The organism is Ornithinimicrobium sp. F0845, assembly GCF_023015765.1.
Lineage (GTDB): Bacteria > Actinomycetota > Actinomycetes > Actinomycetales > Dermatophilaceae > Ornithinicoccus.
In genome coordinates, this window is record NZ_JALKAL010000008.1 from 136661 (window position 1) to 162938 (window position 26278).

Genomic DNA, 26278 nt, shown 5'->3' on the forward strand with positions numbered 1-26278 from the left:
ACCCCGCCCGCCCGTGCGTGGGTCCGGGCCGCCTCGGTACAGTCAGGCCATGGCCAACTGGGAATACGCAACCGTGCCGCTCATCGTGCACGCCACCAAGCAGATCCTCGACCAGTGGGGGGAGGACGGCTGGGAGCTGGTGCAGGTCCTCCAGGGACCTGACGGCGGCAACCTGGTCGCCTATCTGAAGCGGGAGAAGGCATGAGCGCCGTGGAGGCCCGCCTCGCGAAGCTGGGCCACACGGTGCCCGAGGTCGTGCCACCGGTCGCGGCCTACGTGCCCGCCGTTCAGCAGGGCGAGCTCGTCTTCAGCTCCGGCCAGCTGCCGATGGTCGACGGCAACCTCGTGGCCAGCGGCAAGGTGGGCGAGGGCGAGGGGCTGGTCGACCCCGAGGAGGCCAAGCGCCTCGCCGGGATCTGCGCCCTCAACGCCATCGCCGCGGTGAAGTCGGTCGTGGGCGACCTGGACAAGGTCACCCGGGTCGTCAAGGTCGTCGGGTTCGTCGCCAGCGACCCGGGCTTCACCGGTCAGCCGGGCGTCATCAACGGCGCGAGCGAGCTGCTCGGCAAGGCCTTCGGCGAGGCGGGCGTCCACGCCCGCTCGGCCGTGGGCGTCGCGGTGCTGCCGCTGGACACGCCCGTCGAGGTGGAGATCACCGTCGCCGTCGAGGTCTGATCGGTGGCCCACCGCGACTTCCCGATGCCCGAGCGGCTGCGGTACCACGCCCGCGCCTGGCTCGACCGGGACGGCGCGGCGGACGACCCGGCACCGGCCAAGCCGTCGGCGACGGTGATGCTGCTGAGGCCCGGCCGGTCCGGCTGTGAGGTCTTCGTGCTGCGGCGCGCCGCGACGATGGCCTTCGCCGCCGACATGCTGGCCTTCCCCGGCGGAGGTGTCGACCCGCGCGACGCCGACCCGAGCGTGCCCTGGGCGGGGCCCTCACCGGAGGAGTGGGCCGCCCTGCTGCGCGCTCCCGTGGACCGTGCGCGTGAGCTGGTGATCGCGGCTGTCCGCGAGGTCTTCGAGGAGTGCGGCGTGCTCCTGGCGGGGCCCGATGCCGGCACCGTCGTCGCCGACCTCACCGACCCGGTCTGGGACGACGAGCGCGATGCCCTGCTGGCGCGGGACCAGTCCTTCGCCGAGCTGCTGGTCCGCCGCGACCTGGTCCTGCGCACCGACCTGCTGGGTCTGCGGGCGCACTGGATCACCCCGGAGTGCGAGCCGAAGCGCTATGACACCCGGTTCTTCGTGGCGCTCCTCCCGGAGGGCCAGATCGCCGACGACCGCAGCTCCGAGGCGGCGGAGGTGTTGTGGGCCGACCCGCAGGACCTGCTCGACGAGCAGGAGGCCGGCCGGCACCTGATCCTTCCGCCGACCCGCGTGATGCTCGAGCAGCTCGCCCGGGCGGGGAGCCTGGAGGAGGCGGTGGGCGCGCGCACACAGGTGTGGCCCGTCATGCCGAGGCCCGTGGAGCACGACGGGCGGTTGTGGATGCGTGCGCCGATCGACGAGCGGGGGGACGGCGCGCCCGCAGACGCCGCACCGGCAGACCTCGCACCCGCAGACCTCGCACGGGCCGCCCAAGTCGCCGAAGACCCGGTCCGGGACCCAGCGGCGCGTCCCGACTGACGCAGCGAACGGCATACTGAAGGGAAGTCGAGATGGAGCCCTGGACCGGAGGTCCGCTGAACGAGCGGGTGACGTGCCGGCTGTGCCCGAACCCCGGGCCGATGACGCTGGACGGCACGAACACCTGGGTGCTGTCCGCCCCTGGCTCTGACGAGGCGGTGGTGATCGACCCCGGCCCCCTGGACGAGGAGCACCTGCAGCGGGTGCTGGCCGACGTCGCGGATCGTGGGGCGCGGGTCGCGCTGATCCTCGTCACCCACGGGCACTTCGACCACGCGGAGTCCCTGGGGCGGTTCGCCGAGCTGACCGGGGCGCCGGTGCGCGGCAACTGTCCCGGCGCCGAGCCGGTCACCGACGGTGAGGTGCTCGAGGTCGACGGCACCCGGCTGGTGGCGGTGCTGACCCCGGGCCACACGATGGACTCGGTGTGCTTCCGGCTGGAGCCCGACGGCGTCCTCTTCACCGGCGACACCATCCTCGGGCGCGGCACGACGGTGGTGGCCCACCCGGACGGACAGCTCGAGGCCTACCTGACCTCCTTGACCACCATCGAAAGCCTGGTCGAGCACGGCGCGGTCACCACCCTGGCCCCGGGCCACGGGCCCGTGCTCGCCGACGCCGCGGCCACGGTGCAGGAGTATGTCGTGCATCGCCAGGAGCGGCTGGCGCAGGTCCGCGAGGCCTCACGCGGGCTCGAGGACCTCGGCCGGTCGGAGCTGGCGGACCGGGTGGTGGCCAGCGTCTATGCGGAGGTGCCGCAGAACGTGTGGCCCGCCGCGCGGCAGAGCGTGCTGGCGCAGCTGGACTACCTGGAGCTGGGCCGCTAACTGTCTGCAGCTGGGCCGCTGGGCGTCAGCGCGACCGGCGGCGCAGCCGCTCGAGGTCGATCAGCGTGACGGACTTGGCGCCGAGCACGAGCCAGCCGCGGGTCGCGAAGTCGGCGAGGGCCTTGTTGACGGTCTCCCGGGAGGCGCCGACGAGCTGGGCGAGCTCCTCCTGGGTCAGGTCGTGCGCCACCTTGACCCCCGCGTCGGTGCGCTTCCCGAACCGCACGGACAGGTCGAGCAGAGCCTTGGCCACCCGGCCGGGCACGTCCGTGAAGACCAGGTCGGACATGTCCTCGTTGGTGCGGCGCAGACGCCGGGCCAGGCCGGCCAGCATCATCATCGCGACCTCGGGGTGGAGGCCGAGGAAGTGCCTCAGGTCCGCGTTGCCGAGCGAGATCAGCTCGGCCTCGGCCACGGCCCGGGCGCTGGTGAGCCGCGGGCCGGGGTCGAAGAGGCTGAGCTCCCCGAACATCTCGCCGGGCCCCAGCACCGACAGCAGGCTCTCCCGGCCGTCCCCGCTCGTGCGGGCGAGCTTCATCTTGCCGGTGACGATCACGTAAAGAGAGTCGCCGGGGTCCCCCTCCTCGAAGACGGCCTCGCCGCGCGCCAGGCGGATCGGCGTCATCGAGTCGGCGAGCCGCATCGCGGTCTCGTCGTCCAGGGCCGCAAACAGCGGGGTCTTCTTCACGACTTGACGGTCCACGGTGGTCATCCTGCCATTAACCCGCCTCGTCGTGTCGAGTGACCGACCCGATGTCTATGGTGGGACGCGTGATCGACCCCGCCCCCACTCCCACCGGTGAGACCCCGCTGGCGCTCACCAGGCGGGCCCGCCGGATGTATCGCCTTCTCGCCGAGCGCTATCCCGACGCCCATTGCGAGCTCGACTTCCGCACGCCGTTCGAGCTGCTGGTCGCCACGATCCTGTCGGCGCAGACCACGGACGTGCGGGTCAACAGCGTCACCCCACAGCTCTTTCGCCGCTACCCGGACGCGCACGCGCTGGCGGGTGCCGACCGCACCGACGTGGAGACGATCATCGCCTCCACCGGCTTCTTCCGGGCCAAGACCGAGTCGCTGCTGCGGTTGGGTGCCACCCTCGTCGAGGAATATGACGGGCAGGTCCCGTCCCGCATGGCCGACCTGGTGAAGCTGCCCGGTGTCGGCCGCAAGACGGCCAACGTGGTCCTGGGCAACGCGTTCGGCGTGCCGGGGATCACGGTGGACACGCACTTCGGCCGGCTGGTCCGCCGGTTCGGCTGGACCTCGCTGGAGGATCCCGTCAAGGTCGAGCACGAGGTCGGGGAGCTCATCCCGCGCAAGGAGTGGACGCAGCTCTCCCACGTCCTGATCTTCCACGGCCGGCGCACGTGCCACGCCAAGAAGCCCGCGTGCGGGGCCTGCCCGGTGGCCAGGCTGTGCCCGGCGTACGGCACCGGCGAGACCGACCCGGACAAGGCAGCCGCCCTCGTGAAGGACGGGCCGCCGCGGTGACCGTGCCGGGGTGGCTCACGGATCTTGCGCAGCGGGCCGGTGATGCCGTCGAGGGTGCGCCGTGGCGGCGTGACCTGCCGCCGACGGGTGGGCCGGGTCAGCGGCAGTCGGCGGTGCTGATGCTCTTTGCCCCGGGCGCCGGTGGGGATCCTGGCTCGGCGAGCCAGACTCCGGTGCCGGCCCCCGTGAGCCCGGTGCCGGCCCCGGTGAGCCACCCGCCGCAGGAGGTCACCATCCTGCTCACCGAGCGGGCGCACACGATGCGCTCCCACCCCGGGCAGGTGTCCTTCCCGGGCGGGCGGGCCGAGCCCACCGACCGTGACCTGGTGGACACCGCCCTGCGGGAGACCAACGAGGAGGTTGGTGTCGAGCCCGCGAGTGTCGAGGTGGCCGGGGTGCTCCCGCCGCTCAACCTGGTGGTGAGTTCGCACGACGTGTCGCCGGTGCTGGGCTGGTGGCCGGCGCCGGGTCGGGTGTGGGTCCGGGAGCCCCGTGAGGTCGCCCGGGTCCTCCAGGTGCCGGTCACCGACCTGATCGATCCCGCCAATCGGTTCCGGGTCGGACACCCGGGCGGTTGGGTGGGCCCGGCGTTCCAGGCGGACGACCTGGTCGTCTGGGGGTTCACCGCCCTGCTGCTCGACGGCATCCTGCGGCTGGCCGGCTGGGAGGTCCCGTGGGACGAGTCGGACGTGCGCCCGGTCCCCTGAGGGCTCTCATTCCCCTGAGGACCCTCATTGCGCCGCGACCTGGGTGCTGCTAGGCCGAGGCCTCGGAGTTGGTCGGCTTGACCGACGCCTTGAGCGTGTTGACGGTCTGCTGGGCGTTGGCGATGGCCTTTTCCGGCTTGGGCTTGACCTTCTTGAACTCCTTGATCCCGAACAGGACCAGCCCGCCCACGACCAGCAGGATCACGCCGGCCACGATGAGCAGCCCCGCCCACAACGGAAGGCCCGCTGCCTCGATGCCCCACGCGGCGGCGAAGAACAGCAGGCCCAGGGCGTAGAGGGCGAGCACCCCGGCGATGGCCATGGCGACCCCGCCCTTGCCCGCGCGGTTGACGCTCTCGGTGACCTCACTCTTGGCGAGTTCGATCTCACCCCTCACCAGGGTGGACAGATCGTTGCTCGCGTCGGACACGAGCTGTCCGATGGTGCGCTCGGGAATCTGGTTGCCGGTCGTCATGCGCAAACCCTAACGCCTGAGCGGCGGGCGCACAGGTCGATCCGCTGGCCACCCCGCCGGACCGGGTGGCGGGTCCACCCGGTCGCTGCCCAACTCCTCGTCACTGGAGCTCGCGCCGGAGGAACGCGAGCGTGAGCTCCCAGGCCCGGGCCCGGCCGGTCGTGTTGGCCTCCGCCGTGCCGCCCATCTCGAAGGTGGTCCCCGGGCCGGGTGCGAGGGTACTGGCGAAGGGATCCCCCGGTGGCCCGGCGATGGGGTGCCCGACGCCCGGCAGCACGATGTGCTCGATGTCGGTGGCCCGTCCGGCCGCAGCCATCCGGTCGACGGCCACCTGCGTGTAGGCCGCGCTCGGCCAGCTCTGGTCGTCCTCGCCGCAGACGGACAGGATCCGCCCGCTGACCCGCTCGACCGGGATGCTGACCAGCTCCAGCTGGGCGGGATCGGTCGGGACCGGCGGGAAGCCGAGGGCGAGGGGGACCGGCTGACCGGCGTCGACGAGGGTCTGGATGCGGTCGATGTTGGCATAGGGGAGATAGGGCAGTGGCTCGCCGCCGACCGTCCAGGACGGCACGTCGCGGCTCAGGATCTCGGGCAGCACCCCGGCTGTGAAGTCGATGCCCTGGGTGAGCAGCCCGCTGCCCGCGATGCTCACGGCGGCCCGGATGCGTGGCTCCCGCGAGGCCACCAGCAGGGTCGCCTCCCCGCCGCGCGATCCTCCGACCATGCCCAGACCGCCGCCCGCGCTCACCGACTCCAGGTGGTCGAGGGCGGCGGCGAAGAGCTCGAGCGGGATGTCGACCAGGACCGGCGTCACCCCCTCGTCCGCGAAGTAGGACAGCGAGAGCACCGTGAAGCCCTCAGCCGCGAGCAGCGCGGCGTCCCGGTCGTGCCGGCCACCCTCGGAGCCGCCGACGAGCAGCACCCCGGGCGCCGGGCCCCGAGCGGGCGAACAGACCAGGCCGGTGAGGCCCTGGTCGGTGACGCGGGTCCGGGTGATCTCCATGGGTCAGCACGCTACGGGGCACCACCGACAAGGGAAGCGTGGGTGAGGCCATCCGGGGGCAGACAAAGGGGTGTCCACCCGACACCCCCTGTTCGTGTCGGGTGGACACCCTGTCGACTCCGGTCCCGTGACAGCCGGTGCTTGCCGCTATCCGAGGGAGTGGACCGCGGCCGCTATGTCGATAACGACAAGTGTGCCGCGCCCACCCTCAGGAACGGCCCCCGAGATAGTAAGTTCTTCGCAAAGAATTCCCGGGGCACACGACATACTGCTCAGTCATCGCCGGAGTCCGAGCCGGACCCCGACGGGGTCAGCCCCTCCTTGATGAGGTCCATCACCGAGCTGTCGGCCAGGGTCGTGACGTCCCCGACCTCCCGCTTCTCGGCCACATCGCGCAGCAGCCGACGCATGATCTTGCCGGAGCGCGTCTTGGGCAGCTCGGCGACCACCAGGATCTGCCGCGGCTTGGCGATCGGGCCGATCTCCTTGGCCACGTGGTTGCGCAACTCTGCCACCAGCTCGGCGCCCTCACCGTGCTCGTCCGCCTCCTCGACGGCCTCGGAGCGCAGGATCACGAAGGCGACCACGGCCTGCCCCGTCATGGTGTCGGTCGCCCCGACGACGGCGGCCTCGGCGACCTTGTGGTGGCTGACCAGCGCGGACTCGATCTCGGTGGTGGAGAGCCGGTGCCCCGAGACGTTCATGACGTCGTCGACGCGGCCCAGCACCCACAGGTTGCCGTCCTCGTCCTTCTTGGCCCCGTCGCCGGCGAAGTACAGACCGGGGTAGCGCGACCAGTAGGTCTCCTTGTAGCGCTCCAGGTCTCCCCAGATGCCGCGCAGCATGCCCGGCCACGGGCTGCGGGCGACCAGGTAGCCGCCGGACCCGTCCGGGACCGAGTTGCCGGCCTCGTCCACCACGTCCAGCTCGACGCCGGGGATCGCCAGCTGGCAGGACCCGGGCCGGGCCGCGGTGACCCCGGGCAGCGGGCTGGCCATGATCGCGCCGGTCTCGGTCTGCCACCAGGTGTCGACGATCGGGGTCCGGTCGTTGCCGATGACGCGGCGGTACCACATCCACGCCTCGGGGTTGATCGGTTCGCCGACCGAGCCGAGCAGGCGCAGCGAGGACAGGTCGTGCGCCTTCGGGAACTCCTCGCCCCACTTCATGCAGGCGCGGATCGCGGTGGGGGCGGTGTAGAAGACCGTCACCTTCTTGTCCGCGATGATTTCCCACCAGCGACCCTGGTGCGGGGTGTCGGGGGTGCCCTCGTACATCACCTGGGTCGCGCCGAGGGCCATCGGGCCGTAGACGATGTAGCTGTGCCCGGTGACCCAGCCGATGTCGGCGGTGCACCAGTAGACGTCGGTCTCGGGGTGCACGTCGTGCACCACGTGCGAGGTGTAGGCGCACTGCGTCAGGTAGCCGCCGGTCGTGTGCAGGATGCCCTTGGGCTTCCCGGTCGTGCCGGAGGTGTAGAGGATGAACAGCGGGTGCTCGGAGTCGAAGGCCTCGGCGGTGTGCTGCGGCTCGGCGGCCTTGAGCTGCTCGTGCCACCACAGGTCGCGGCCGTCCTGCCAGTCCACCTCGGTCTCGGTGCGCCTGATGACCAGGACGTGCTCGATGGTGGTCTCACCGGAGATGGCCTCGTCCACGGCGGGCTTCAGGGCCGACGGCTTGCCGCGACGGTAGCCACCGTCAGCGGTGATGACGACCTTGGCCTCGCCGTCGGCGATGCGGCTGCGCAGCGCGTCGGCGGAGAAGCCACCGAAGACCACCGAGTGCGGGGCGCCGAGGCGCGCGCAGGCGAGCATGGCCACGACCGCCTCGGGGATCATCGGCAGGTAGATCGCGACCCGGTCACCGGTCTCGACGCCCAGGCCCGCGAGCACGTTGGCGGCGCGCTGCACCTGGTCGTGGAGCTCGGCATACGTGATGTCCCGGGTGTCACCCGGCTCGCCGACGAAGTGGATCGCGACCCGGTCCCCGTTGCCCGCCTCGACGTGCCGGTCGACGCAGTTGACCGCGGCGTTGAGCCGGCCGCCGACGAACCACTTGGACACCGGGGCCTCCGACCAGTCCAGGACCTGGTCGAAGTCGGTGTCCCAGGTCAGATACCTGCGCGCCTGGTCGGCCCAGAACCCCTCGCGGTCGGCGGCGGCCTGGTCGTACAGCTCCTGGGTGCCGTTCGCCTGGGCGGCGAACTCCTCGGAGGGCGGGAACGTCCGCTCCTCGTGCAGCAGGTTGGACAGGGTCTCCTCGGCCACGGTGCCTCCTCGATCGCGCGGGTGTCTCCCGACAGCCAACACTCTCACCCGCCCCGTGGCAACCGTCCCCTGCCCCCGCCGCGACGACCGGTGTCCCCGGTGGGGCCAGCGGTCGCCGCGAGCGGGTTCAGTGGTGGGTCACCACCGGTGGGCCACGTCGATCACGAGGCGGGCGCCGTCGCCGGGTCCGTCCAGGACGAAGGACCGGAAGGGCAGCCGCGCCCGCACACCGAGCCCGACGGTGGTCTGTCCCTCGAAGCTCCCGGCCATCGCCACCTGGCGGAAGGTGGTCCATCCCTTGACGTGCACCAGGTGGGCGGGATCGGCGGGGGAGTAGGTCGCGGCGCCGCCCTCGTAGGCCGGTGCGCGGACGATGACCTGCAGGTCGGCCCCGCCGGCCAGCGGGACGGCCGCCCCGGAGCCGTCCTCACGGACCGTGTCGACGTAGCGCACGTCGTAGGTCAGCGACCCCGGCACGTCGTCCACGTCGATCACCAGCCGGTCGTAGCAGGCGTGCCGGCCGGCCCGGACGTCGTCGACGGTGCCGGTCGTGTGACTGGTGCCGTTGGTCTTGGCCAGCGAGCCCCAGTAGATCCCGCAGTAGGGGCTGCCCTGCATGACAGCGCTGATGCCGGTGCTCGACGACCGGGAGTATGCCGTGGAGTCCGGTGGGCTCGCCAGCGCCGGTGCCCCGAGGCCGAGTGCCGCGGCGAGGGCCAGGGCGGCCCACGCGCGGGAGGTGCGGTGCGATCGGATGGTGCTCATGGTTCTCCTCCTTCGGTTCGGGTCGTGGCCCCCGTGGGTGGATGGTCCGTGCCCGTCTGTTGTTCCTGTATGACGTCGCACCCGTGGGTCTGGTTGGTCCCCGGCCCTCCTGGGGCCGGGACGGGGTCCGTACCCTGGGCAGGTGGACTCCGGGACGGTCGTCGCTGGCCAGGTGCAGGCACTGCTGGGACTGCCCGGTGTCGCCGACGCAGTGGAGGAGGCCCGCGGGGCCTGCACGCAGCTGCGCTGGCACCAGGCGCTGCGCCGCCGGATCCCCGAGGCGGCCGCGGAGTCACGGGTCCGCGGGGCCACCGCGAGCGCACTGCTCGAGGGGGCTGAACCGGCCGGTTCGCAGGGCACGGTCGCGCTGGTGCGGGACCTCGTGCGCGGTGCCGCGTCCTGGCCCGCCAAGCCCGATCCGGTCGAGCGGGTCCTGAGGTCGGCCGTCCAGGTCACGGCGGCGACGGAGTCGGCCACCGGGGCGGCGCTCACCACCCCGGCCCAGCTGCTCGCGGGCCTGCACGTCGCCGCGGCCGCCGGTCTCCTGCCGGCGGAACAGGTGGGCCGGCCGCGTCAGCCGGGCGAGACCTCCGCCGAGTTCGAGGAGTTTCTGGGCGAGGCCATGCCGGCCGAGGGGCTGCCGGATCGGCTGCACCTGGTCTACGACCTGCTGGCGACGCTGCGCACCGGTGGGTCCGCGCTCGTCGTGGCCGCACTGGTGCACGCCGAGCTGGTCACCGTTCGCCCCTTCGTGACCGGCAACGGACTGGTGGCCCGCGCGCTCGAGCGGGTCGTCCACCGCGTCGGGGGACTGGACCCCACGGGGGTGGCTGTGCCGGAGCTCGGCCATGCGCAGAAGGTGGGCGCGGACTACCGGGGTGCCCTCACGGCATACTCCCAGGGCGGTGCCGACGGAGTGCGACTCTGGCTGCTGCACTGTGCCGAGGCCGCGGTGACGGGGGCCGGGGCGGGCACCGCGGTCGCCGACGCCGTCCTCGCCGGACGACTGACCTGAGCAGGCCCCCAGCGCCTGCACTTCCCAAGGCGCCGGATCTGGAGTACAAAGGTGGTGTGTGGCAGAGCCACAGGCCCTGCCGCCGGCGGTGACAACCCGGGCACCCACGCGCGGGCAGTCCACTGGTGGACCGTTCGAGGCCCGGCTTGCCGGACCCGACAATACTGTGCACGCACTGTTCACCCGGGTGGTCACCGCCGCGGATGACGCCTCCGGAGTGAGGCGTCATCCCCATGTGGGGTGGTGGGGCGTCGTCCCCGGGTGAGGTCGCCGCTTCCCCGTCGCCCAGCGCTCCGGAGTGACCGCGCCCCGGTGGCGCGGTCACGCTCGGCACCCGCTCGCCATACGCCGTTCACCCGCAGTTTGCTCCCGCTGCCCGGTGTGGTGCATACTTGTCAGTACAGCGCTCCCCGCAAGGGTTGCAGCGCGGGCGTTGCAGGTCATCCCCCCCTGACCTGCAGCGTCGACGGCCCCCGCTCCCCCCGCGGGGGCCGTCCCCTTTCCCGGGCCTTTTCCACAGCCTTCCCGCGTCCTTTGCGGGGCCTCTCCCGGGTCCTTTCCACAGCCTTCCCGCGTCCAGTGCGCGCGGCCTCTCCCCGGGTCCTGTCCACAGCCTCAGCGCGCCCCAAGTCGGCGTCCACAGCGGCGGTGTCCTGCGTTGTCCGGCGTGACCTCGGCACGCAGGCTCGGGGCATGGATGTGACGAGTGAGGACAACGGCCCAGGAGGAGCGGCCAACGGCTTCGTGCTGGGAGTTCTCGGGGCCTCCGGCGGGGTCGGCTCGACCGCGCTGGCGACGGCGTGCGCGGTGCGTGCGGCGGCCGCGGGCCGGGAGGTCGTGCTCGTGGACGCCCACCCCTGGTCAGGGGGCATCGAGATCATGGCGGGCACGGACGCGACACCTGGCCTGCGGTGGGCCGACCTGCAGGGCGTCCGGGGTGACGTCGACCCCGGGCGTCTCATCGCTGAGCTGCCCGCCGGTGAGACCGGGTTCCGGTGCCTGTCGTGGGGGCCGCACCCTCCGGGCAGTATGCCGCCGGGCCCCGATCCCGTGCTGGCGGCAGTGCGGGCGGCCGCGGAGGTCGCCGTCATCGACCTGCCCCGCCCCGGCTCTCGTCACCAGGAGTGGTGGTCGGCCTGCAGCGACATCGTGCTGGTCGTCGATGCCTCCGTTGGCGGGATCGGCGCGGCGTCGGTGGTGGCCGAGGCCGTCTCCGGGCTCGCGGGCCTGGTGCTGCGGGTGCCCGCCGCGATCGACGACGGTGATCTCGCCGCCGCGCTCGGCGTGCCGCTGCTGGCGCGGCTGCCCGTCGACCGCACGGTCGCGCGGTGCCTCGACCGGGGGCGTGCGGTGGCCAGCGAGACCGGCCCACTCGCGGAGGCCGCCGACCATCTCCTGGCTGGTGTGTTGCCCGGGCTGCGGGCGGCCTGATGAGTGGCGACGCTCCTGGCGCGAACGACTATGTGTGGCAACAGATTCGGGACGGACGCGCGCCATCGGCCGACGCCGTCGACGGCATTGCCGATCGGGACGCGGTGCGCCTGGGCTCCGACGGCGTGGCCCGGCTCCGGCGTGACCTGCGTGGTGAGGTCCTGGGCGCGGGCCCGCTCGAGCCGCTGCTCGCCGACCCGGCCGTGACCGACGTGCTCGTCAACGGGGTCGACGGGGTGTGGGTCGACCGTGGCGAGGGCCTGCGGCCCGTTCCGGTGCGCTTCGCCGACCCCGACTCGGTCCGCCGTCTCGCGGTGCGCCTGGCGACGTTGGCCGGTCAGCGCCTCGATGACGCCTCGCCATGGGTCGACGGGTTGCTGCCCGGGGGAGTCCGGCTGCACGGCATACTGCCGCCGCTGGTGGCTGATGGCGCGCACCTGAGTCTGCGCATCCCGCGCCGGACGAGCCCGGACCTGGCGGCGCTGGAGCAGTGGGGGATGGTCGACGGCCCGTTGGCCCGGGTGCTGGGAGCCGTCGTGACACGGAGGGTGTCGTTCGTGATCACCGGCGGCACGGGTTCGGGCAAGACCACCCTCCTGGGGGCCATGCTGCGGGCGGTGGGTCCGGAGGAGCGAATCGTCCTGGTCGAGGACACCCGGGAGCTGGCCGTTGAGCACCCGCACGTCGTGCGCCTGCAGGGACGCGCCGCCAACGTCGAGGGACGGGGCGAGGTGACGCTGACCACGCTGGTCCGCCAGTCCCTGAGGATGCGGCCGGACCGGCTCGTGATCGGGGAGGTGCGGGGAGCCGAGGTGCGCGAGATGCTGAGCGCGCTCAACACCGGTCACGAGGGCGGGGCGAGCACGCTGCACGCGAATGCCATCGCCGACGTCCCGGCCCGGTTCGAGGCTCTGGGAGCCCTGGCCGGTCTGCCGACCGACGCCGTCCACGCCCAGCTCGCCAGCGCGCTCGACGTCGTCATTCACCTGGGGCGCCGCGAGGGCCGACGCACCGTGCGCGAGGTGGGCGTCGTGGTCAGGGAGGGTGGGGCACGGCTGGCGGAGGTGGTGCCGGCACTCGGCCCCGGTGGGCGAGAGCTGGCGGGATGGCCCGCGCTGAGCGCCCTCCTCGGGCCGCTCGAGGGCACGCCGGCGGGCGCCACGGCTAGGGTCGCCGAAGATGACGGAGCCCCGCCATGACCTGGGTGGCTACGCTCCTGATCGCTCTGGCCGTGCTCACGTGGCCGGGCCGCCGGACCGGGCGCGCGGTGCGGGCCGGCCTGTTGCGCCACCGCGGGCCGATGGACACCTCACCGGGACCGTGGCGCGGCCTCTGGGCCCGGGGACGCCGCCGACTCGGCTGGCCCGGACGCTCGCAGGCCCACCAGACACAGCAGTGGCTCCCGGTGCTCGACCACCTGTCGGCATCGCTGCGGGCCGGCCTCCCACCTGCCGATGCCCTGGAGCTTGCGCTCACCGGGGTCGGCCCGGGCGTGCGCGCCGTGCTGACGCCCGTCCTCGAGGCGGCTCGCGAGGGACGGCCCGCTGCACCGGCCTGGGCGAGGGTGGCGCGCGCGACGGCCAGCCCGGAGGTCGAGCTCCTCGCCCGGTCGTGGGGCATCAGCGAGCAGCTGGGCGCGCCGCTCGCCGACGCGGTGGACAGCGCAGCCCGGGCGCTGCGGTCGCGTCGCGACCTCGCCAGCAAGCTGGAGACGGCGACGGCCGGTGCGCGCACGACCGCCACCATCCTGACCCTGCTGCCGGTGGCCGGCGTCGGTCTCGCGCTCCTGATGGGGATCGCGCCGGCCACGCTCTACGGCTCGGTCCCTGCGGGAGCCAGCCTCCTGGCCGGACTCGTGCTCCTGGCCGTGGGGCGGGTCGTGGTCACCGGGATGATCGCGCGGGCCACGGTGCAGCGGTGACCGGGTGGACGGTCCCGGAGGCAGTGCACACGGCACTGCCGGCCATCCTCGTGGCGCTCGCCGTGCTCCTCTGGCCGGCTCGCGGAGGCCGGATCGGCTTTGTCGCGGGGCGGCAGGGACCGAGGTGGTGTGTGCTGTTCCCGACCGCGCGACTGTCCCCGATCGCACGGCGCTGGCATCGCGGGCGCCAGGAGCCCGAGCTGGACGTGCCGGATGTGCTGGACCTCGTCGCACTGGCGCTCGACGCCGGTGCGGGCACGGTGGCGGCCCTGCGGACGACGGCCGACCGCCTCCCCGGCGCAGGCGGTGCCGAGCTGCGCACCGTGGTGGCTGCCCTGGAGTGGGGCCTGCCCGGCGACGCCGCCTGGGCCGCCGCCCCCGAGAGGTGGGAACCCGCCGGACGCGCCCTCCGGCTCGCGGCCAGGGCGGGGGTGCCTCCCGCGGCGCTGCTGCGGCGTGCGGCCGAGGACGTCCGGCGTGAGCGGCTCAACCGGGTCGAGACCGCGACCGCGCGGCTCGGGGTGCGTCTCGTGCTCCCGCTCGGGCTGGCGTTCCTGCCGGCCTTCGTCCTGACGACCGTCGTGCCGGTCGTGCTGGCGCTCGCCGGGGCCCTCCTCGCGGGAGGCGCCGGCCCGTCACTGGTGCCGTAGCCGACGGGTGTCTCCGTGTGCAAGCCCGGCTTGACCAGCCAGGTTCAGAACGTCACACAGGATTGATCAGAGGATCAGGACGTCACGCATCAGAACATCACGCCGGGGTTGAGCAGCCCGTCCGGGTCGAGGGCGGCCTTGATGGTGGCGCTCAGCCCCATGACGTCGGGCCCCACCTGGTCCGGCAGCCAACCCTTCTTGAGGCGGCCCACGCCGTGCTCGCCCGTGATCGTCCCACTCAACGAGATCGCCAGGTCCATGATCTGCCCGAAGGCCACCTGTGCCCGCTCCTGCTGGGCGGCGTCCGCGGGGTCGTAGGCGATGAGGGGGTGCGTGTTGCCGTCCCCGGCGTGCGCGACCACCGAGATCGTCACGGCCTGGTCGGCAGCGATCGCAGCCACCCCCTCGATCAGCGCGGGGAGCGCGGGCAGGGGCACACCGACGTCCTCCAGCAGGAGGGTCCCGAGCCTCTCGACCGCGGGGATCGCTGCCCGGCGGGCGGCGGCGAACGCCTCGCCCTCGGCCGGGTCGTCGGTGGAGAACACCTCGGTGGCTCCGTGGGCGCCGAAGGCCTCCTGGATGTGCTCGACCTCAGCTCGACCGGCGGCCCCCGGCGCGTCGGACTGGGCGAGCAGGAGGGCGCCCGCCTCACGGGGCAACCCCATGCGGAACTGGTCCTCGACCGCGTTGATGGCCACCGAGTCCATGAACTCCAGCAGGGCCGGCCGGGTGTGGTTGGTCACGGCCAGGACGGCGGCGCCGGCCTCGGAGACGGTGGGGAAGACGCCGACGACGGTGCACGCCGGTGGTTGTGGGGGCAGCAGGCGCAGCGTGACCTCGGTGATGACGCCGAGCACGCCCTCGCTGCCGACGAAGAGTTTGGTGAGGGACAGCCCCGCCGAGTCCTTGATCTGGCGACCACCGAGCCGGAGAGCCCGACCGTCGGCCAGCACGACTTCCAGCCCGAGGACGTAGTCGGTGGTGACGCCATACTTCACGCAGCACAGCCCGCCGGCGTTGGTCGCGACGTTGCCGCCGATGGAGCAGATCTCGAAGGAGGAGGGGTCGGGCGGATACCAGAGCCCGTGCTCGGCCGCTGCCGCCTTGACCTCGGCGTTGAGCAGGCCGGGTTGGGCGGTGGCCGTCCGGGTCGCCGGGTCGATGGTCAGCCCCCGCATCCGCTCGGTGGAGAGCATGAGCACCCCGTCGACCGCCGTCGACCCGCCGGACAGACCCGTGCCCGCGCCGCGAGTCGTCAGCTTCACCCCGTGCGCAGCGCACCAGCGCACGACCTCCTGGACCTCGGCCGTGGTGGTCGGACGCACCAGCGCGAGGGGAGTGCCCGCGGTCGGGTCGAGGGCCCGGTCCTGCCGGTAGCCCCCGAGCACGTCGGGGTCAGTCACGACCATCCCCTCGGGCAACCGGCGAGCCAGGTCTGACAGGGGAGCGCTGGAAGCCATGGGGACCACACTAAGCGAGCGCGGGAACGACCGGTTCTGGATGGTTGTCGGGCCCGGCCCCCACCAAGCCGCCCACCGTCGCCGGCACGGTCGCGCACACCGTCTGAGCAGGCTAAGGCCAGCCTTCTCTTGCTTGCGGCGGGGCGTGAATCGCGCGAGATTGGACCATGAGGGGGCGCTCTGACGAGCGACCCGACCGACTCTCGAGGAGGCTTCTATGACGACCCGCACCGCCGACGCCCTGACCACCTCGTCCGAGGTAGCCGCCGGGGCTGCCCAGCTGCTGACGCCCGTTGTCATCGACCTCGAGGCCCTGGTGGTCGACGGCAAGCAGGCGCACTGGCACGTGCGCGGCCCCAACTTCGTGGGTGTGCACGAGCTGCTGGACGACATCGTCGAGCACGCCCAGGAGTTCGCCGACACCGCAGCCGAGCGCATCATCGCGCTGGGGCTCCCCCTGGACTCGCGGATCGAGACCGTCGCAGCCAAGAACACCCTGCCCGCGCTGACCGAGGGCTTCACCTCCTCGGCCGACCTGATCCCGCAGGTCATCGCCCAGCTGGACGCCGTCATCGCCACGACCCGCGAGGCCATCAAGGGGCTGGACGAGGTCGACCTGTCGAGCCAGGACGTGGCGATCGCGATCGAGCAGGGTCTGGTCAAGGACCGCTGGTTCCTGCAGGCGCACATCGCCGGCTGAGCCCCTCGACGCTCGCGGAGGACCGCTTCGTCTGCTGGGTCACATTCGCGACGGTGCCCTTTCCAAATTTGGTTAGGCTCACCTACACTCGCGGATGTGAGTCGCCGACGAGGACCTTCCATGAAGGTGTGCATCTTCGCTGGCGCCTGCGATGCTGCCGCCGCGCAAGAGGTGCTGCTCAGCCTTCCGGCCGACGCCTACGGCCAGGTCTACGTCGCTGACGACACCATGCCGCTCGGGGCTCCCGAGCGCGTCCAGATCAACCGGGTGACGTCCAGACCGGGTGCCTGCGCGATGGCGGAGGCACTGTCCGGCTGGTCGGCGGAGTGGCTGCCCGAGTGCGCCGCAGCGGCCGGTGAGAGCCCCACGGTGTGGGTCCTGCCCGGAGCGGCCGCCGCACTCGCCGCCGCCGACCACGAGAGCGTCACGCGCCTGATCACCGTGCTGCCCAGCAACCAGCTGATCCACGGCTAGACACCCCGCCAGGCACGCGCACCGACCCACTCCTGTCGCTCGCACAGACCCATCCTGGTCAAGCAGGTGGGGTCGGCTGGTGGCCGCTGCCGGAACGGCGTTGTGCACAGCGCCTGGCAGGCAGCTGCCCTCGTCCACAGATCGAGCGACGACCTCGCTCGGTGAGGGCTCAGCGGCAAGCCTCGTCTCAGGGGAACAACCGGTTCCCGTGAGATGGAGGGATCACCATGAGGAAGTCACTGGACCGCCGGCACGGCTGCAGGCGGTTGGGCGAGCAGCTCTCGGCTGCCCGTGAGGCGGGGATGACCACGGCGGAGTATGCAGTGGGCACAATCGCCGCGTGCGCGTTCGCCGCTCTGTTGCTGGCCATCGTCCAGTCGGGCGGTATCGAGTCACTGGTGACCAAGGTCATCAAGGCCGCCCTGTCGGTCTCGCTGTGAGCAGGTGCGGGCGTCGTCACGAGGACGGCATGGCGACCGCCGAGCTGGCGATCGCCATCCCGGCCCTCGTGGCGGTGCTCGCGCTCTGCCTGAGCGGGCTCGGTCTGGCGGTCGACCAGATCCGGTGCGTGGACGCCGCTCGGATCGCGGTCAGGGCGGCGGCCCGAGGCGAGCCGACCGAGGTCGTGCAGGAGCTGGCGCTGCAGGTCGCCCCGGAAGGAGCCTCCGTGGAGGTGGACCACTCCGGTGACCGGGTCCGCGTCTCGGTGAGCGTGCCGGCCCGCACCCGTTTCCTACCTGGCCTTCCGAAGGCGAGTGCGACGGTCGAGGCTGTGCTCGAACCGGTTGCGCGGATGGGATCACCATGATGCGCGACCCGGAGCGTGGCTCGGGGACCGTCCTGGGCATTGGCGCGATCCTGCTCCTGATGTCCCTGCTGGTGGCCTTCCTCATCCTCGCCGCCGCGCTGCAGGCGAGTCTGCAGGCCCGTGCCGCCGCCGATGCCGCGGCACTCGCTGGGGCAGCGGTGCTCCTCGAGGGCGGGAGCACGGACGCCGCGTGCAGCGCTGCGACGGAGCTGGCCGAGGCCAACGGGGCCGAACTGACCGCCTGCTCGCCCAGCGAGGACACGCAGACCGTGGCGGCCACGCTGCGCGTCGAGGTCGCGATGCCCGTGCCTGTGCTGGAGGGTGCGCGGGCCCGGGCAGTCGCCGTGGCGGGCGCGGTGCCGGACACGGCCGGCTGACCAGTCTCAGGCGCGGCGGGCGCCGCCCGGGGGGTCGTCGCTCCGGTGGTCGCTGGGCAGGTCGATCGAGGAGTGGTCCTCGTCCACGGTGCTCGACCCTCTCGGTGCGGTCGTGGGGGAGCCCGAGCCTGACCGAACGTCTGACGAGGCAGGTGCAGGCGGAGGCGGGACCTCACGGTCATAGGGTGCGCGGTCCGTGTCATGAGACGCGCGGTCCGTGTCATGAGGCGCGCGGTCACGTTCGACGGGGCTCGCATCCCGGGGCGGGCGCTCCTCCACCGCCTTGCGCAGCTCCTTGACCTCGCGCTGCCGACGGCGGCTGGCCCGCAGCCCCATGGTCGCCAGGAGCAGGCCGAGGACCAGAACGACCAGGGTGGCCGCTCCGAGCAGATAGAGCTGAAGAGACGTCAGTTCCACGGTGAAGACGCCGAGGTCGATCTGCAGCGGCTCCAGGTCACTGGTGCCGAAGAAGAGATAGCCGAAGACCACGAGCGCCACGATGACCAGCGCGAGTCCGAGGATGAGCATCAGTTCGCCTCCACGAGTTGCCGTCGACCTGGACGATTCGTGTTGACACTAGCCGCGGTGCTGGGGGAGCGCCTGTCCGCGATGCGGGTCGTCACGGTGGGCTTTCACCGTGCGGGTCTCCGCGGTGGGTGAGTCGTCGGCGTGGGTAGTGGGCACGGTGAGCCGTCCACCCCGATCGGTCAGCGACCGGTGAGCAGGTGGTCCAGCACCCCGACGGCACCGGGCTTGCTCAGCGGGTCGTTGCCGTTGCCGCACTTCGGCGACTGCACGCAGGAGGGGCAGCCGGCCGCACACGCACAGGCGCGCACCGCCTCCAGCGTCGCCGTCAGCCACACCTCGGCCTGCCGGAACCCCTGCTCGGCGAAGCCGGCGCCGCCCGGGTGCCCGTCGTAGACGAGCACCGTCGGCAGTCCGGTGTCGGGGTGCAGCGCGGTCGAGACCCCGCCGATGTCCCACCGGTCGCACGTGGCGATGAGCGGCAGCAGCCCGATGGAGGCGTGCTCGGCGGCGTGCAGCGCGCCGGGGATCTCGGCCTCGCCGATGCCGGCCAGGGCCAGCTCGTCCTCCGGGAGGGTCCACCAGACCGCGACCGTGCTGAGCGTGCGCCGCGGCAGGTCCAGCGGGTGCTCACCGATCACCTCCCCGGTGGGGAGCCGGCGCAGGAACGAGGTGACCTGGGTGGTGACCTCTACCGACCCGAAGCAGAGGTGGCCCGGTCCCCACCACACCTCGCGTGCGGTGGACAGGATGTGGAACTCGCTGACCGACCGGGCCTGGGTGCTCCATCCGGGGTCCCCGGCGACCACCTGCGCGGCCGCATTGGCCAGATTGAGCTCGGTGACGACATACTGCTGGCCCTGGTGGAGATAGACGGCTCCGGTGTGCACCGCCGCGTCCGCCCGGGCCTCCTCCACGGTGCCGAGCACCCGCCCGGTGCGACTCTCCACGATGCGCACGGTCTGCCCGATGCCGCGCAACTCCACGTGGTCGCTGGGGCGGTCCGGGCGCGCCCAGTACCAGCCGGCCGGTCGTCGGCGCAGCACGCCCCCCGCGACGAGGGCCTCAGCGAGGGCCGGGACGCTCGGCCCGAACCACTCTGTGTCGGCCTCCGTCAGGGGGAGCTCCGCGGCCGCAGCCGCCAGGTGGGGCGTCAGCACGTGCGGGTTCTCCGGGTCGAAGACGCTGGCCTCCACGGGCGCCTCGAACACCGCCTCCGGGTGGTGCACCAGGTAGGTGTCGAGCGGGTCGTCGGAGGCGACCAGGACCGCGAGGGACTCCGCCCCCGCCCGCCCGGCCCGCCCCGCCTGCTGCCAGAGCGAGGCGCGCGTCCCCGGCCAGCCCGCGATCAGCACGGCGTCGAGGCCCTCGATGTCGATGCCGAGCTCCAGTGCGGTCGTCGCGGCCAGACCGAGCAGGTCCCGGTCCCGCAGGGCCCGCTCCAGCTCGCGCCGCTCCTCGGGGAGGTAGCCGCCGCGGTAGGCCGCGATCCGCGGCGCGAGTGCCGGGTTGACGTCCGCCAGGTCGCGTCGGGTCGCCGCGGCCACCGCTTCCACCCCGACCCGCGAGCGGGCGAAGGCCACCGTCTGCACGTCCTGCAGCACCAGGTCGGCCAGCAGCGAGGACGTCTCGGACACGGCGCTGCGGCGGGTGTCCTCGCTGAGCATCGGCGGCTCCCAGAGCGCGAAGGTGGTCGCCTCGCGCGGCGAGCCGTCCCGGGTCACCGCCGTCACCTCCTGCCCGATCAGGGCACCGGCCAGGGTTGCCGGATCCGCGACGGTGGCCGAGGCGAACAGCACGGTGGGGCGGGACCCGTAGCGCGCCGCGACTCTCAGCAACCGGCGCAGCACGGCCGAGACGTGGGACCCGAAGACGCCGCGGTAGACGTGGCACTCGTCGACCACGACAAAGCGCAGCGCCCGCAGGAAGGGCGCCCAGTGCCGGTGCCCGGGCAGCAGCCCGTGGTGCACTAAGTCGGGATTGGACAGCACGTAGTGCGCGTGGTCACGGATCCAGCGCCGCTCGTCGGGCGGGGTGTCCCCGTCGTAGACGGCGGCTCGGACGCCGGGCACCGCCATCGCCTCGAGCCGGGCCAGCTGGTCGGCTGCCAGCGCCTTGGTCGGTGCCAGGTAGAGAGCGGTCGCGCCACGCCCGGTCGGGGCGTGACTGCCCTCGGCGAGGGCCGTGAGCACCGGCAGCAGGAAGCCGAGGGACTTGCCCGAGGCCGTCCCCGTCGCGCAAACAGTATGTCGTCCGGCCCGGGCCAGCGCGGCCACCTCGGCCTGGTGGGACCACAGGTGAGTGATCCCCGCACCGGACCACGCGGCATACACCCCGGGGTCGACCCAGGTGGGCCACGGGACGAGCTCGGCTTCCCGGCGCGGCAGGTGCCGAACGTGCACCAGCCGTTCCTCACGCGCCCCACGGGCCAGGTGGGCCAGTGCGGTGCGGGCGTCGAAGGGGGTGCCGGGCATCGTGGCAACGGTATGTCCTGGCACCCACGGCCGAGTGTGTGGGATGTCACAGGTAGAGTCGCGCGCGGCCCCCGTTACAGTGGCGGCCACAAGGCGCACTCACCAGAAACCGGCGCGCCCCGGTCGATCACGCCCGGGGCGGTCTCCAGGAGGACACATGCCCAACCCCTCGACCTGCTCGGGGTCCATCCCCTCGCGCTGCCCGGAGGTGCTGTCGTGAACACCGGCGACATCGACCTCGGCACCAGTGGCATCACGATCGTCATCGTCGTCGGACTGATCGCGCTCGCCGCGCTGGCGATGGGCTTCAAGTTCCGCGGGGAGGTGCTGGCCACCTCGTCCGGCACCCCGAGCATGCAGCAGATCGGGCAGGCGGTGCAGGAGGGCGCCCAGGCGTACCTGCGGCGGCAGTTCAAGACCCTCGGCGTCTTCGTGGTGATCGCCTTCCTGCTGCTCTTTGCGCTGCCGGCGGACGACACCGCGGTGCGCATCGGCCGCTCGGTCTTCTTCGTGCTGGGCGCCGGCTTCTCCGCCGGCATCGGCTACCTCGGGATGAACCTGGCGACCGCCGCCAACATGCGCGTCGCCGAGGCGGCCCGCAACGGCGACCGCGACAAGGGCATGCAGATCGCCTTCCGCACCGGCGGCACCGTCGGCATGGCCACGGTCGGCCTGGGGCTGCTCGGCGCGGCGCTGGTCGTGCTCTTCTACCAGGGCAACGCGCCCAAGGTGCTCGAGGGCTTCGGCTTCGGTGCCGCCCTGCTGGCGATGTTCATGCGTGTCGGCGGTGGCATCTTCACCAAGGCTGCCGACGTGGGCGCAGACCTGGTCGGCAAGGTCGAGGCCGGGATCCCCGAGGACGACCCGCGCAACGCCGCCACCATCGCCGACAACGTCGGCGACAACGTCGGCGACTGCGCCGGCATGGCGGCCGACCTCTTCGAGTCGTATGCCGTGACCCTGGTAGCGGCGCTCATCCTGGGCTCCGCGGCACTCGGCGCGGACGGGCTGACGTTCCCCCTGATCATCCCCGCCATCGGCGCGCTGACCGCGATCGCGGGCGTCTACCTCACCAAGGGGCGGGCCGGCGAGAGCGCCCTGGTCACGATCAACCGCGGCTTCTACATCTCCGCGCTCGTGGCGGCCGGTGTCTGTGCCGTCGCGGCGTTCATCTTCCTGCCCGGGGAGCTTGAGGTGGGCACCGGCACGCTCGACCCGAGCATCCGGGTCGCGGCGGCCGTCATCATCGGCATCGTCCTGGCGGCGTTCATCCTGTGGTTGACCGGCTACTTCACCGGCACCGAGTCCAAGCCGACCAACGACGTCGCCCGGACCTCCCTGACCGGCCCCGCCACGGTGGTGCTCTCCGGCATCGGCGTGGGCTTCGAGTCCGCCGTCTACACCGCGGCGACCATCGCCGGTGCGGTCTACATCCTGTTCACCCTCGGTGGCGGCGGCCTGATCTTCTCGCTGTTCCTGGTCGCCATGGCCGGCTGCGGTCTGCTCACCACGGTCGGCATGATCGTGGCGATGGACACCTTCGGTCCGGTCTCCGACAACGCCCAGGGCATCGCCGAGATGTCCGGTGACGTCGACGGCGAGGGCGCCCAGATCCTCACCGAGCTGGACGCGGTCGGCAACACCACCAAGGCGGTTACCAAGGGCATCGCGATCGCCACGGCGGTGCTCGCGGCCACGGCTCTGTTCGGCTCCTACTACGACGCGATCAACAACGCCATCGGCGAGCTGACCGGCGGCTCCGTGGACGACGGTGCGGACATCTTCCAGTCGCTGCTGGTCTTCGACCCGCGGGCCCTGGTCGGCATCATCATCGGTGGCTCCGTGGTGTTCATGTTCTCCGGCCTGGCGATCAACGCGGTGACCCGCGCGGCCGGTGCCATCGTCTTCGAGGTGCGCCGCCAGTTCCGCGAGAAGCCCGGCATCATGAACTTCTCCGAGAAGCCGGACTACGCCCGCGTGGTCGACATCTGCACGAAGGACTCGCTCCGTGAGCTCGCCACACCCGGTCTGCTCGCGCTCCTCGCCCCGATCGCCGTCGGGTTCGGCCTCGGTGTCGGTGCCCTCGCCGGCTACCTCGCCGGCGCCATCGGCACCGGTGTGCTGATGGCCGTCTTCCTGGCCAACTCCGGTGGTGCCTGGGACAACGCGAAGAAGATCGTGGAGGACGGGCACTTCGGCGGGAAGGGCACCGAGGCCCACGCGGCCACGGTGATCGGTGACACGGTCGGCGACCCGTTCAAGGACACCGCCGGCCCGGCCATCAACCCGCTGATCAAGGTGATGAACCTGGTCGCCCTGCTCATCGCGCCGGCCATCGTCGCCATGTCCTACGGCGACTCCGCCAACGACGTGGTCCGCTGGGCCATCGCACTGGTCTCGGTGGCCGTCATCGTGGGCGCCGTGTGGGTCAGCAAGCGCCGGGGCATCGCCATCGGGGACGACACGCCTTCGCAGCAGGCACAGCTGGGCTGAGAGAGGCGTGGGGGTCCGGATGATGCCGAGCCGGTGGGAGAGGCAGGACGGTGTCGCCGCGGAGTCCACAGGGCTCCGCGGTGACACCGCTGTCAGGGACATGGTCAGCGGCACGGGCCAGCGCAGCACCTCGGAACTGCTCCGTCACCTGCTGACCGGTGACTCGGCATACCGCCGCCGCTGGCGCGCCGAGGTGCGCCGGGCCTCTGCTCGGGACCCGCACCAGAGCGCCGTCGCGGCGGTCCTCGCCGACCACCTGTGGGACACGGGCGAGGTGCCCGAGTCCGACACCGACCTGCCGCGGCGTCTCAAGGACGTCGTGGCCCGGGCCGTCAGTGGTCGGGGCATCTCACACCAGACGCTGGGCTGGTTCGTCCGGGCCTTCGACATGAAGGACGAGCACGAGCGGGCGCTCTGGCAGCAGCTGGAGGCCGATCTGAGGGCGGACCCGCCGGCCGTGCCCGGCGGTCCTCGCCGCCGAGCCTCGCCGGTCCCTCCCGAGCACCCGGAGAATCCGCAGACCTCCGCGTCCTACCGGACACAGTCGCTGATCGAGCAGTTCGAGGTGGGCGCGGACCGGTCCCGGCGCAGACACGCACTGGAGCACATCATCCGTGCCCAGGGCCTGGTGGAGCGGGTCACCTACCGCTTCGACACCCCGGAGGTGCGGGTGGAGGTCGCCCGCGGGGGCGTCCCCGGGCCGTTGCGGGCGGACGACGCTCCCGGCATGTTCCGCATCGACATCGAGCTGCCCGCCCCCCTGGAGCCCGGGCAGACGACGGTGCTGGAGACCATCGCCACCTATCCCGCCGGTGGACCGGTCACCCACCACTTCCGGCGCGGTCTGCGGGAGACGGCCGGCGGGGTGTCCCTGGAGGTCCGCTTCGACCCGGATGCCGTGCCCGAGCGGGTGCGCTGGGTCGAGCTGGTCGATGCGGGGACCGGGGTCGCGGCCACCGAGGAGGTGCCTCTGCCGCCGGACCACGTCGTCCACCGATTCCTGACCCCAGCGAGGGACTGCGCGGTCGGCTTCGAGTGGGACTGGTGAGCCGACCACGGAACACGCGCGGCCCGGGCGGTGGGAGCCCGAGCCCACGCGTGCCCTCGGGAAGCGCCGACCAGCTCGACGACCTGCGTGCCGACCTGCTGGAGACCGGCTACACGACCGAGCGTCTCGCGGAGGTGCTCGGCCCGCTGGCCTCGGCAGCCCTGCACCGGGACCAGGTCCTGCCGGTCCGGCGCGCCCTCGCGGCCACCAGCGCCCCGGTGTCGGCCCTGGTGCGGCTCCTCGTCCTCGGCGAGGAGGTCCCCGTCGCGGACGTCGCCGCGGCCGTCCCCCGCACCGGTGTCGCGGGTCTGCTCGACCTGGGCCTCGCCGTCACGGACGTGGAGGGCGCTGCGGAGACTGCCGGTGCCCTGCTGCGAGGCACGTGCGACCTGCGTCCCTACGGTGACGACCAGCACGACTGGTGGTTGGCGTCCGACCTCTCCGAGCTGGCCCTGGGTGAGCCGCTGCCGACCGACCACGTGCTGGGGGTGGGCGGAGCCTCGACCACGCTGGCCTCGTGGACGCCCCGGCCCCGCGTGGCGCGCGCCCTCGACCTGGGCACCGGCTGCGGCGTCCAGGCGGTGCACCTGAGCACGCACGCCGACCGGGTCGTCGCCACGGACCTGTCCGAGCGGGCACTCGGCTACGCCCGGTTCACCGCGCTGCTCAACGGGATCGACCTCGACCTGCGCGGCGGGTCGCTGCTCGAGCCGGTCGCGGGGGAGCGCTTCGACCTGGTCGTGTCCAACCCGCCGTTCGTGATCACCCCGCGCAGCCCGGACGTCCCGCTCTATGAGTACCGCGACGGTGGCGCCCCCGGCGACGCCATCGTCGCGGGGCTGGTCCGCGACCTCGGGTCCGTCCTGGCCGCGGGTGGCATCGCCCAGCTCCTGGGCAACTGGGAGCTGCGGGAGGACGAGACATGGACCGACCACGTGGGCGCCTGGCTGGAGGGCACCGGCCTGGACGCGTGGGTGATCCAGCGGGAGGACCAGGACGTCGCGGAGTATGCCGAGACCTGGGCACGCGACGGAGGTCACCGGCCGGGGAGCGCCGGGTTCGAGGACCTGTATGCCGCGTGGCTGGATGACTTCGCGGCCCGCGGCATCGAGCGGGTCGGGTTCGGGGTGATCACCCTGCAGCAGCCGACGACCGAGCGCGACCCCTTCCGGTATCTGGAGGACCTGCGCGGTCCGGTGGAGCAGCCGGCCGGTCCCGCGATCCTCGCCGGACTGCGGGCCCGGACCTGGCTCGCAGAGCACACTGAGGCCGAGTTGCTCGGCACTCCGTGGTCCGTGGCCCCGGACGTGACCGAGGAGCGCGTGGGGCGCCCCGGCCAGCCGGACCCGATGGTGATCCAGCTGCGCCAGGGCGGTGGGCTGCGGCGCCCTGTGCGCCTCGACACGGTCGGTGCGGGACTCGTCGGCGCCAGTGATGGCGAGCTCACCCCTGCTCAGATCGTGCGGGGCATCGCCGTGCTGACCGAGCAGTCTGCCGACGACCTGGAGGCCCAGGTCGTGCCGACGCTGCGGACCCTGGTGGCCGACGGGCTGCTGCAATAGGCGTGCTGAAGTAGGCCTGCTGCAGGAGACACGCCGCGGCCCGGCCGCCCCCGTGGGTGGGGTGGCCGGGCCGTGGTGTGTGGGGGTGTTGGGTGTTAGCCGAAGTAGGCGGCTAGGTCGATCTGGATCTGGTTGGACACGGCCTGGGAGCCGCCGAGGATGATGATGCGTTG

At 72.6% G+C, this 26278-nt stretch carries 27 protein-coding genes; 19 read left to right on the forward strand and 8 right to left on the reverse strand.

Annotated features, from left to right (window positions below; translation table 11 throughout):
- The first annotated feature begins 49 nt into the window (after positions 1–49).
- The 4 genes from MWU75_RS13270 to MWU75_RS13285 are packed head-to-tail and all read left to right on the forward strand — an operon-like array spanning position 50 to position 2456.
- Positions 50–205, forward strand: coding sequence for a DUF4177 domain-containing protein (locus MWU75_RS13270; protein ID WP_247091496.1), 156 nt, complete (start codon positions 50–52; stop codon positions 203–205).
- Complete coding sequence (locus tag MWU75_RS13275; RefSeq protein WP_247091498.1) at positions 202–675, forward strand: RidA family protein; 474 nt, start codon at positions 202–204, stop codon at positions 673–675. The genes MWU75_RS13270 and MWU75_RS13275 overlap by 4 nt, the downstream gene beginning before the upstream one ends.
- 3 nt (positions 676–678) lie before the next feature.
- Positions 679–1629: an NUDIX domain-containing protein gene (locus tag MWU75_RS13280; protein ID WP_247091501.1), complete on the forward strand. Its 951-nt coding sequence runs from the start codon at positions 679–681 to the stop codon at positions 1627–1629.
- Positions 1630–1661: 32 nt separating this feature from the next.
- Complete coding sequence (locus MWU75_RS13285; protein ID WP_247091513.1) at positions 1662–2456, forward strand: MBL fold metallo-hydrolase; 795 nt, start codon at positions 1662–1664, stop codon at positions 2454–2456.
- Positions 2457–2481: 25 nt separating this feature from the next.
- On the opposite strand, the gene MWU75_RS13290 is transcribed toward MWU75_RS13285, so the two are convergent.
- Positions 2482–3159 (reverse strand): Crp/Fnr family transcriptional regulator, encoded by a 678-nt coding sequence (locus tag MWU75_RS13290; protein WP_247091517.1) that lies wholly within the window; start codon positions 3157–3159, stop codon positions 2482–2484.
- Positions 3160–3215: 56 nt separating this feature from the next.
- On the opposite strand from MWU75_RS13290, the gene nth reads away from it, so the two are divergent.
- Positions 3216–3950, forward strand: coding sequence for an endonuclease III (gene nth / locus MWU75_RS13295; RefSeq protein WP_247091519.1), 735 nt, complete (start codon positions 3216–3218; stop codon positions 3948–3950).
- Positions 3947–4657: a CoA pyrophosphatase gene (locus MWU75_RS13300; RefSeq protein ID WP_247091522.1), complete on the forward strand. Its 711-nt coding sequence runs from the start codon at positions 3947–3949 to the stop codon at positions 4655–4657. Before nth ends, MWU75_RS13300 begins: the two co-directional genes overlap by 4 nt.
- Positions 4658–4706: 49 nt before the next feature.
- Here the strand turns inward: MWU75_RS13300 and MWU75_RS13305 are convergent, their stop codons facing one another.
- The 4 genes from MWU75_RS13305 to MWU75_RS13320 form a co-directional block, all read right to left on the reverse strand.
- Positions 4707–5132 carry a phage holin family protein gene (locus MWU75_RS13305; protein WP_247091525.1) on the reverse strand — a complete coding sequence of 142 codons (426 nt, stop codon included), beginning with the start codon at positions 5130–5132 and terminating at the stop codon, positions 4707–4709.
- 100 nt (positions 5133–5232) lie between these two features.
- Positions 5233–6135: an acyl-CoA thioester hydrolase/BAAT C-terminal domain-containing protein gene (locus tag MWU75_RS13310; RefSeq protein ID WP_247091528.1), complete on the reverse strand. Its 903-nt coding sequence runs from the start codon at positions 6133–6135 to the stop codon at positions 5233–5235.
- Positions 6136–6407: 272 nt separating this feature from the next.
- A complete protein-coding gene (gene acs, locus MWU75_RS13315) occupies positions 6408–8402 on the reverse strand; it encodes an acetate--CoA ligase (protein ID WP_247091530.1) in 1995 nt (664 codons plus the stop codon).
- A 138-nt stretch (positions 8403–8540) separates the two neighbouring features.
- Positions 8541–9167, reverse strand: a complete 627-nt coding sequence (locus MWU75_RS13320; protein ID WP_247091532.1) for a hypothetical protein — start codon at positions 9165–9167, stop codon at positions 8541–8543.
- A 142-nt stretch (positions 9168–9309) separates the two neighbouring features.
- On the opposite strand from MWU75_RS13320, the gene MWU75_RS13325 reads away from it, so the two are divergent.
- The 5 genes from MWU75_RS13325 to MWU75_RS13345 all read left to right on the forward strand — a co-directional run bounded on the left by MWU75_RS13325 (position 9310) and on the right by MWU75_RS13345 (position 14184).
- Positions 9310–10182, forward strand: coding sequence for a Fic family protein (locus MWU75_RS13325; protein ID WP_247091534.1), 873 nt, complete (start codon positions 9310–9312; stop codon positions 10180–10182).
- Positions 10183–10875: 693 nt separating this feature from the next.
- Complete coding sequence (locus MWU75_RS13330; RefSeq protein ID WP_247091537.1) at positions 10876–11613, forward strand: hypothetical protein; 738 nt, start codon at positions 10876–10878, stop codon at positions 11611–11613.
- Positions 11613–12812, forward strand: a complete 1200-nt coding sequence (locus MWU75_RS13335; RefSeq protein ID WP_247091539.1) for a TadA family conjugal transfer-associated ATPase — start codon at positions 11613–11615, stop codon at positions 12810–12812. Before MWU75_RS13330 ends, MWU75_RS13335 begins: the two co-directional genes overlap by 1 nt.
- Positions 12809–13534 (forward strand): type II secretion system F family protein, encoded by a 726-nt coding sequence (locus MWU75_RS13340; protein ID WP_247091542.1) that lies wholly within the window; start codon positions 12809–12811, stop codon positions 13532–13534. Before MWU75_RS13335 ends, MWU75_RS13340 begins: the two co-directional genes overlap by 4 nt.
- Positions 13531–14184, forward strand: coding sequence for a type II secretion system F family protein (locus MWU75_RS13345; protein ID WP_247091544.1), 654 nt, complete (start codon positions 13531–13533; stop codon positions 14182–14184). Before MWU75_RS13340 ends, MWU75_RS13345 begins: the two co-directional genes overlap by 4 nt.
- Before the next feature lie 89 nt (positions 14185–14273).
- Here the strand turns inward: MWU75_RS13345 and MWU75_RS13350 are convergent, their stop codons facing one another.
- Complete coding sequence (locus MWU75_RS13350) at positions 14274–15644, reverse strand: FAD-linked oxidase C-terminal domain-containing protein (protein ID WP_247091547.1); 1371 nt, start codon at positions 15642–15644, stop codon at positions 14274–14276.
- 217 nt (positions 15645–15861) lie between these two features.
- Between MWU75_RS13350 and MWU75_RS13355 the strand changes: the two genes are divergently transcribed.
- The 5 genes from MWU75_RS13355 to MWU75_RS13375 all read left to right on the forward strand — a co-directional run bounded on the left by MWU75_RS13355 (position 15862) and on the right by MWU75_RS13375 (position 18003).
- Positions 15862–16344: a DNA starvation/stationary phase protection protein gene (locus MWU75_RS13355; protein WP_247091550.1), complete on the forward strand. Its 483-nt coding sequence runs from the start codon at positions 15862–15864 to the stop codon at positions 16342–16344.
- Between the two features lie 120 nt (positions 16345–16464).
- Entirely contained in the window at positions 16465–16818 is a 354-nt protein-coding gene (locus MWU75_RS13360; protein WP_247091552.1) for a hypothetical protein, read from the forward strand.
- A gap of 227 nt (positions 16819–17045) precedes the next feature.
- A complete protein-coding gene (locus MWU75_RS13365) occupies positions 17046–17258 on the forward strand; it encodes a DUF4244 domain-containing protein (RefSeq protein ID WP_247091554.1) in 213 nt (70 codons plus the stop codon).
- A 29-nt stretch (positions 17259–17287) separates the two neighbouring features.
- Positions 17288–17626 (forward strand): TadE family type IV pilus minor pilin, encoded by a 339-nt coding sequence (locus tag MWU75_RS13370; RefSeq protein ID WP_247091557.1) that lies wholly within the window; start codon positions 17288–17290, stop codon positions 17624–17626.
- Complete coding sequence (locus tag MWU75_RS13375) at positions 17623–18003, forward strand: Rv3654c family TadE-like protein (RefSeq protein WP_247091559.1); 381 nt, start codon at positions 17623–17625, stop codon at positions 18001–18003. Before MWU75_RS13370 ends, MWU75_RS13375 begins: the two co-directional genes overlap by 4 nt.
- 6 nt (positions 18004–18009) lie before the next feature.
- On the opposite strand, the gene MWU75_RS13380 is transcribed toward MWU75_RS13375, so the two are convergent.
- Both MWU75_RS13380 and MWU75_RS13385 read right to left on the reverse strand, forming a co-directional pair.
- Complete coding sequence (locus tag MWU75_RS13380) at positions 18010–18531, reverse strand: hypothetical protein (protein WP_247091560.1); 522 nt, start codon at positions 18529–18531, stop codon at positions 18010–18012.
- A gap of 179 nt (positions 18532–18710) precedes the next feature.
- Positions 18711–21002 (reverse strand): DEAD/DEAH box helicase, encoded by a 2292-nt coding sequence (locus MWU75_RS13385; protein ID WP_247091563.1) that lies wholly within the window; start codon positions 21000–21002, stop codon positions 18711–18713.
- Positions 21003–21218: 216 nt separating this feature from the next.
- On the opposite strand from MWU75_RS13385, the gene MWU75_RS13390 reads away from it, so the two are divergent.
- Genes MWU75_RS13390 through MWU75_RS13400 form a run of 3 tightly spaced genes read left to right on the forward strand, consistent with a single transcriptional unit; the run spans position 21219 to position 26105 of the window.
- Complete coding sequence (locus tag MWU75_RS13390; protein ID WP_247091565.1) at positions 21219–23495, forward strand: sodium-translocating pyrophosphatase; 2277 nt, start codon at positions 21219–21221, stop codon at positions 23493–23495.
- 19 nt (positions 23496–23514) lie between these two features.
- Positions 23515–24543 carry a hypothetical protein gene (locus MWU75_RS13395; RefSeq protein WP_247091567.1) on the forward strand — a complete coding sequence of 343 codons (1029 nt, stop codon included), beginning with the start codon at positions 23515–23517 and terminating at the stop codon, positions 24541–24543.
- Between the two features lie 50 nt (positions 24544–24593).
- Complete coding sequence (locus MWU75_RS13400) at positions 24594–26105, forward strand: methyltransferase (protein WP_247091570.1); 1512 nt, start codon at positions 24594–24596, stop codon at positions 26103–26105.
- Positions 26106–26278: the final 173 nt, after the last annotated feature.

Excerpts from the sequence above, each read along its gene's own strand:
- MWU75_RS13385 (WP_247091563.1), bottom strand. The coding sequence starts at position 21,002 with ATGCCCGGCACCCCCTTCGACGCCCGCACCGCACTGGCCCACCTGGCC.
- MWU75_RS13340 (WP_247091542.1), top strand. The coding sequence starts at position 12,809 with ATGACCTGGGTGGCTACGCTCCTGATCGCTCTGGCCGTGCTCACGTGG.
- MWU75_RS13350 (WP_247091547.1), bottom strand. The coding sequence starts at position 15,644 with ATGGCTTCCAGCGCTCCCCTGTCAGACCTGGCTCGCCGGTTGCCCGAG.
- MWU75_RS13365 (WP_247091554.1), top strand. The coding sequence starts at position 17,046 with ATGAGGAAGTCACTGGACCGCCGGCACGGCTGCAGGCGGTTGGGCGAG.
- MWU75_RS13285 (WP_247091513.1), top strand. The coding sequence starts at position 1,662 with ATGGAGCCCTGGACCGGAGGTCCGCTGAACGAGCGGGTGACGTGCCGG.
- MWU75_RS13335 (WP_247091539.1), top strand. The coding sequence starts at position 11,613 with ATGAGTGGCGACGCTCCTGGCGCGAACGACTATGTGTGGCAACAGATT.
- MWU75_RS13355 (WP_247091550.1), top strand. The coding sequence starts at position 15,862 with ATGACGACCCGCACCGCCGACGCCCTGACCACCTCGTCCGAGGTAGCC.
- MWU75_RS13395 (WP_247091567.1), top strand. The coding sequence starts at position 23,515 with ATGATGCCGAGCCGGTGGGAGAGGCAGGACGGTGTCGCCGCGGAGTCC.
- MWU75_RS13275 (WP_247091498.1), top strand. The coding sequence starts at position 202 with ATGAGCGCCGTGGAGGCCCGCCTCGCGAAGCTGGGCCACACGGTGCCC.
- MWU75_RS13360 (WP_247091552.1), top strand. The coding sequence starts at position 16,465 with ATGAAGGTGTGCATCTTCGCTGGCGCCTGCGATGCTGCCGCCGCGCAA.
- MWU75_RS13305 (WP_247091525.1), bottom strand. The coding sequence starts at position 5,132 with ATGACGACCGGCAACCAGATTCCCGAGCGCACCATCGGACAGCTCGTG.
- MWU75_RS13375 (WP_247091559.1), top strand. The coding sequence starts at position 17,623 with ATGATGCGCGACCCGGAGCGTGGCTCGGGGACCGTCCTGGGCATTGGC.
- MWU75_RS13330 (WP_247091537.1), top strand. The coding sequence starts at position 10,876 with ATGGATGTGACGAGTGAGGACAACGGCCCAGGAGGAGCGGCCAACGGC.
- MWU75_RS13370 (WP_247091557.1), top strand. The coding sequence starts at position 17,288 with ATGGCGACCGCCGAGCTGGCGATCGCCATCCCGGCCCTCGTGGCGGTG.
- MWU75_RS13380 (WP_247091560.1), bottom strand. The coding sequence starts at position 18,531 with ATGCTCATCCTCGGACTCGCGCTGGTCATCGTGGCGCTCGTGGTCTTC.
- MWU75_RS13310 (WP_247091528.1), bottom strand. The coding sequence starts at position 6,135 with ATGGAGATCACCCGGACCCGCGTCACCGACCAGGGCCTCACCGGCCTG.
- MWU75_RS13270 (WP_247091496.1), top strand. The coding sequence starts at position 50 with ATGGCCAACTGGGAATACGCAACCGTGCCGCTCATCGTGCACGCCACC.
- nth (WP_247091519.1), top strand. The coding sequence starts at position 3,216 with ATGGTGGGACGCGTGATCGACCCCGCCCCCACTCCCACCGGTGAGACC.
- MWU75_RS13320 (WP_247091532.1), bottom strand. The coding sequence starts at position 9,167 with ATGAGCACCATCCGATCGCACCGCACCTCCCGCGCGTGGGCCGCCCTG.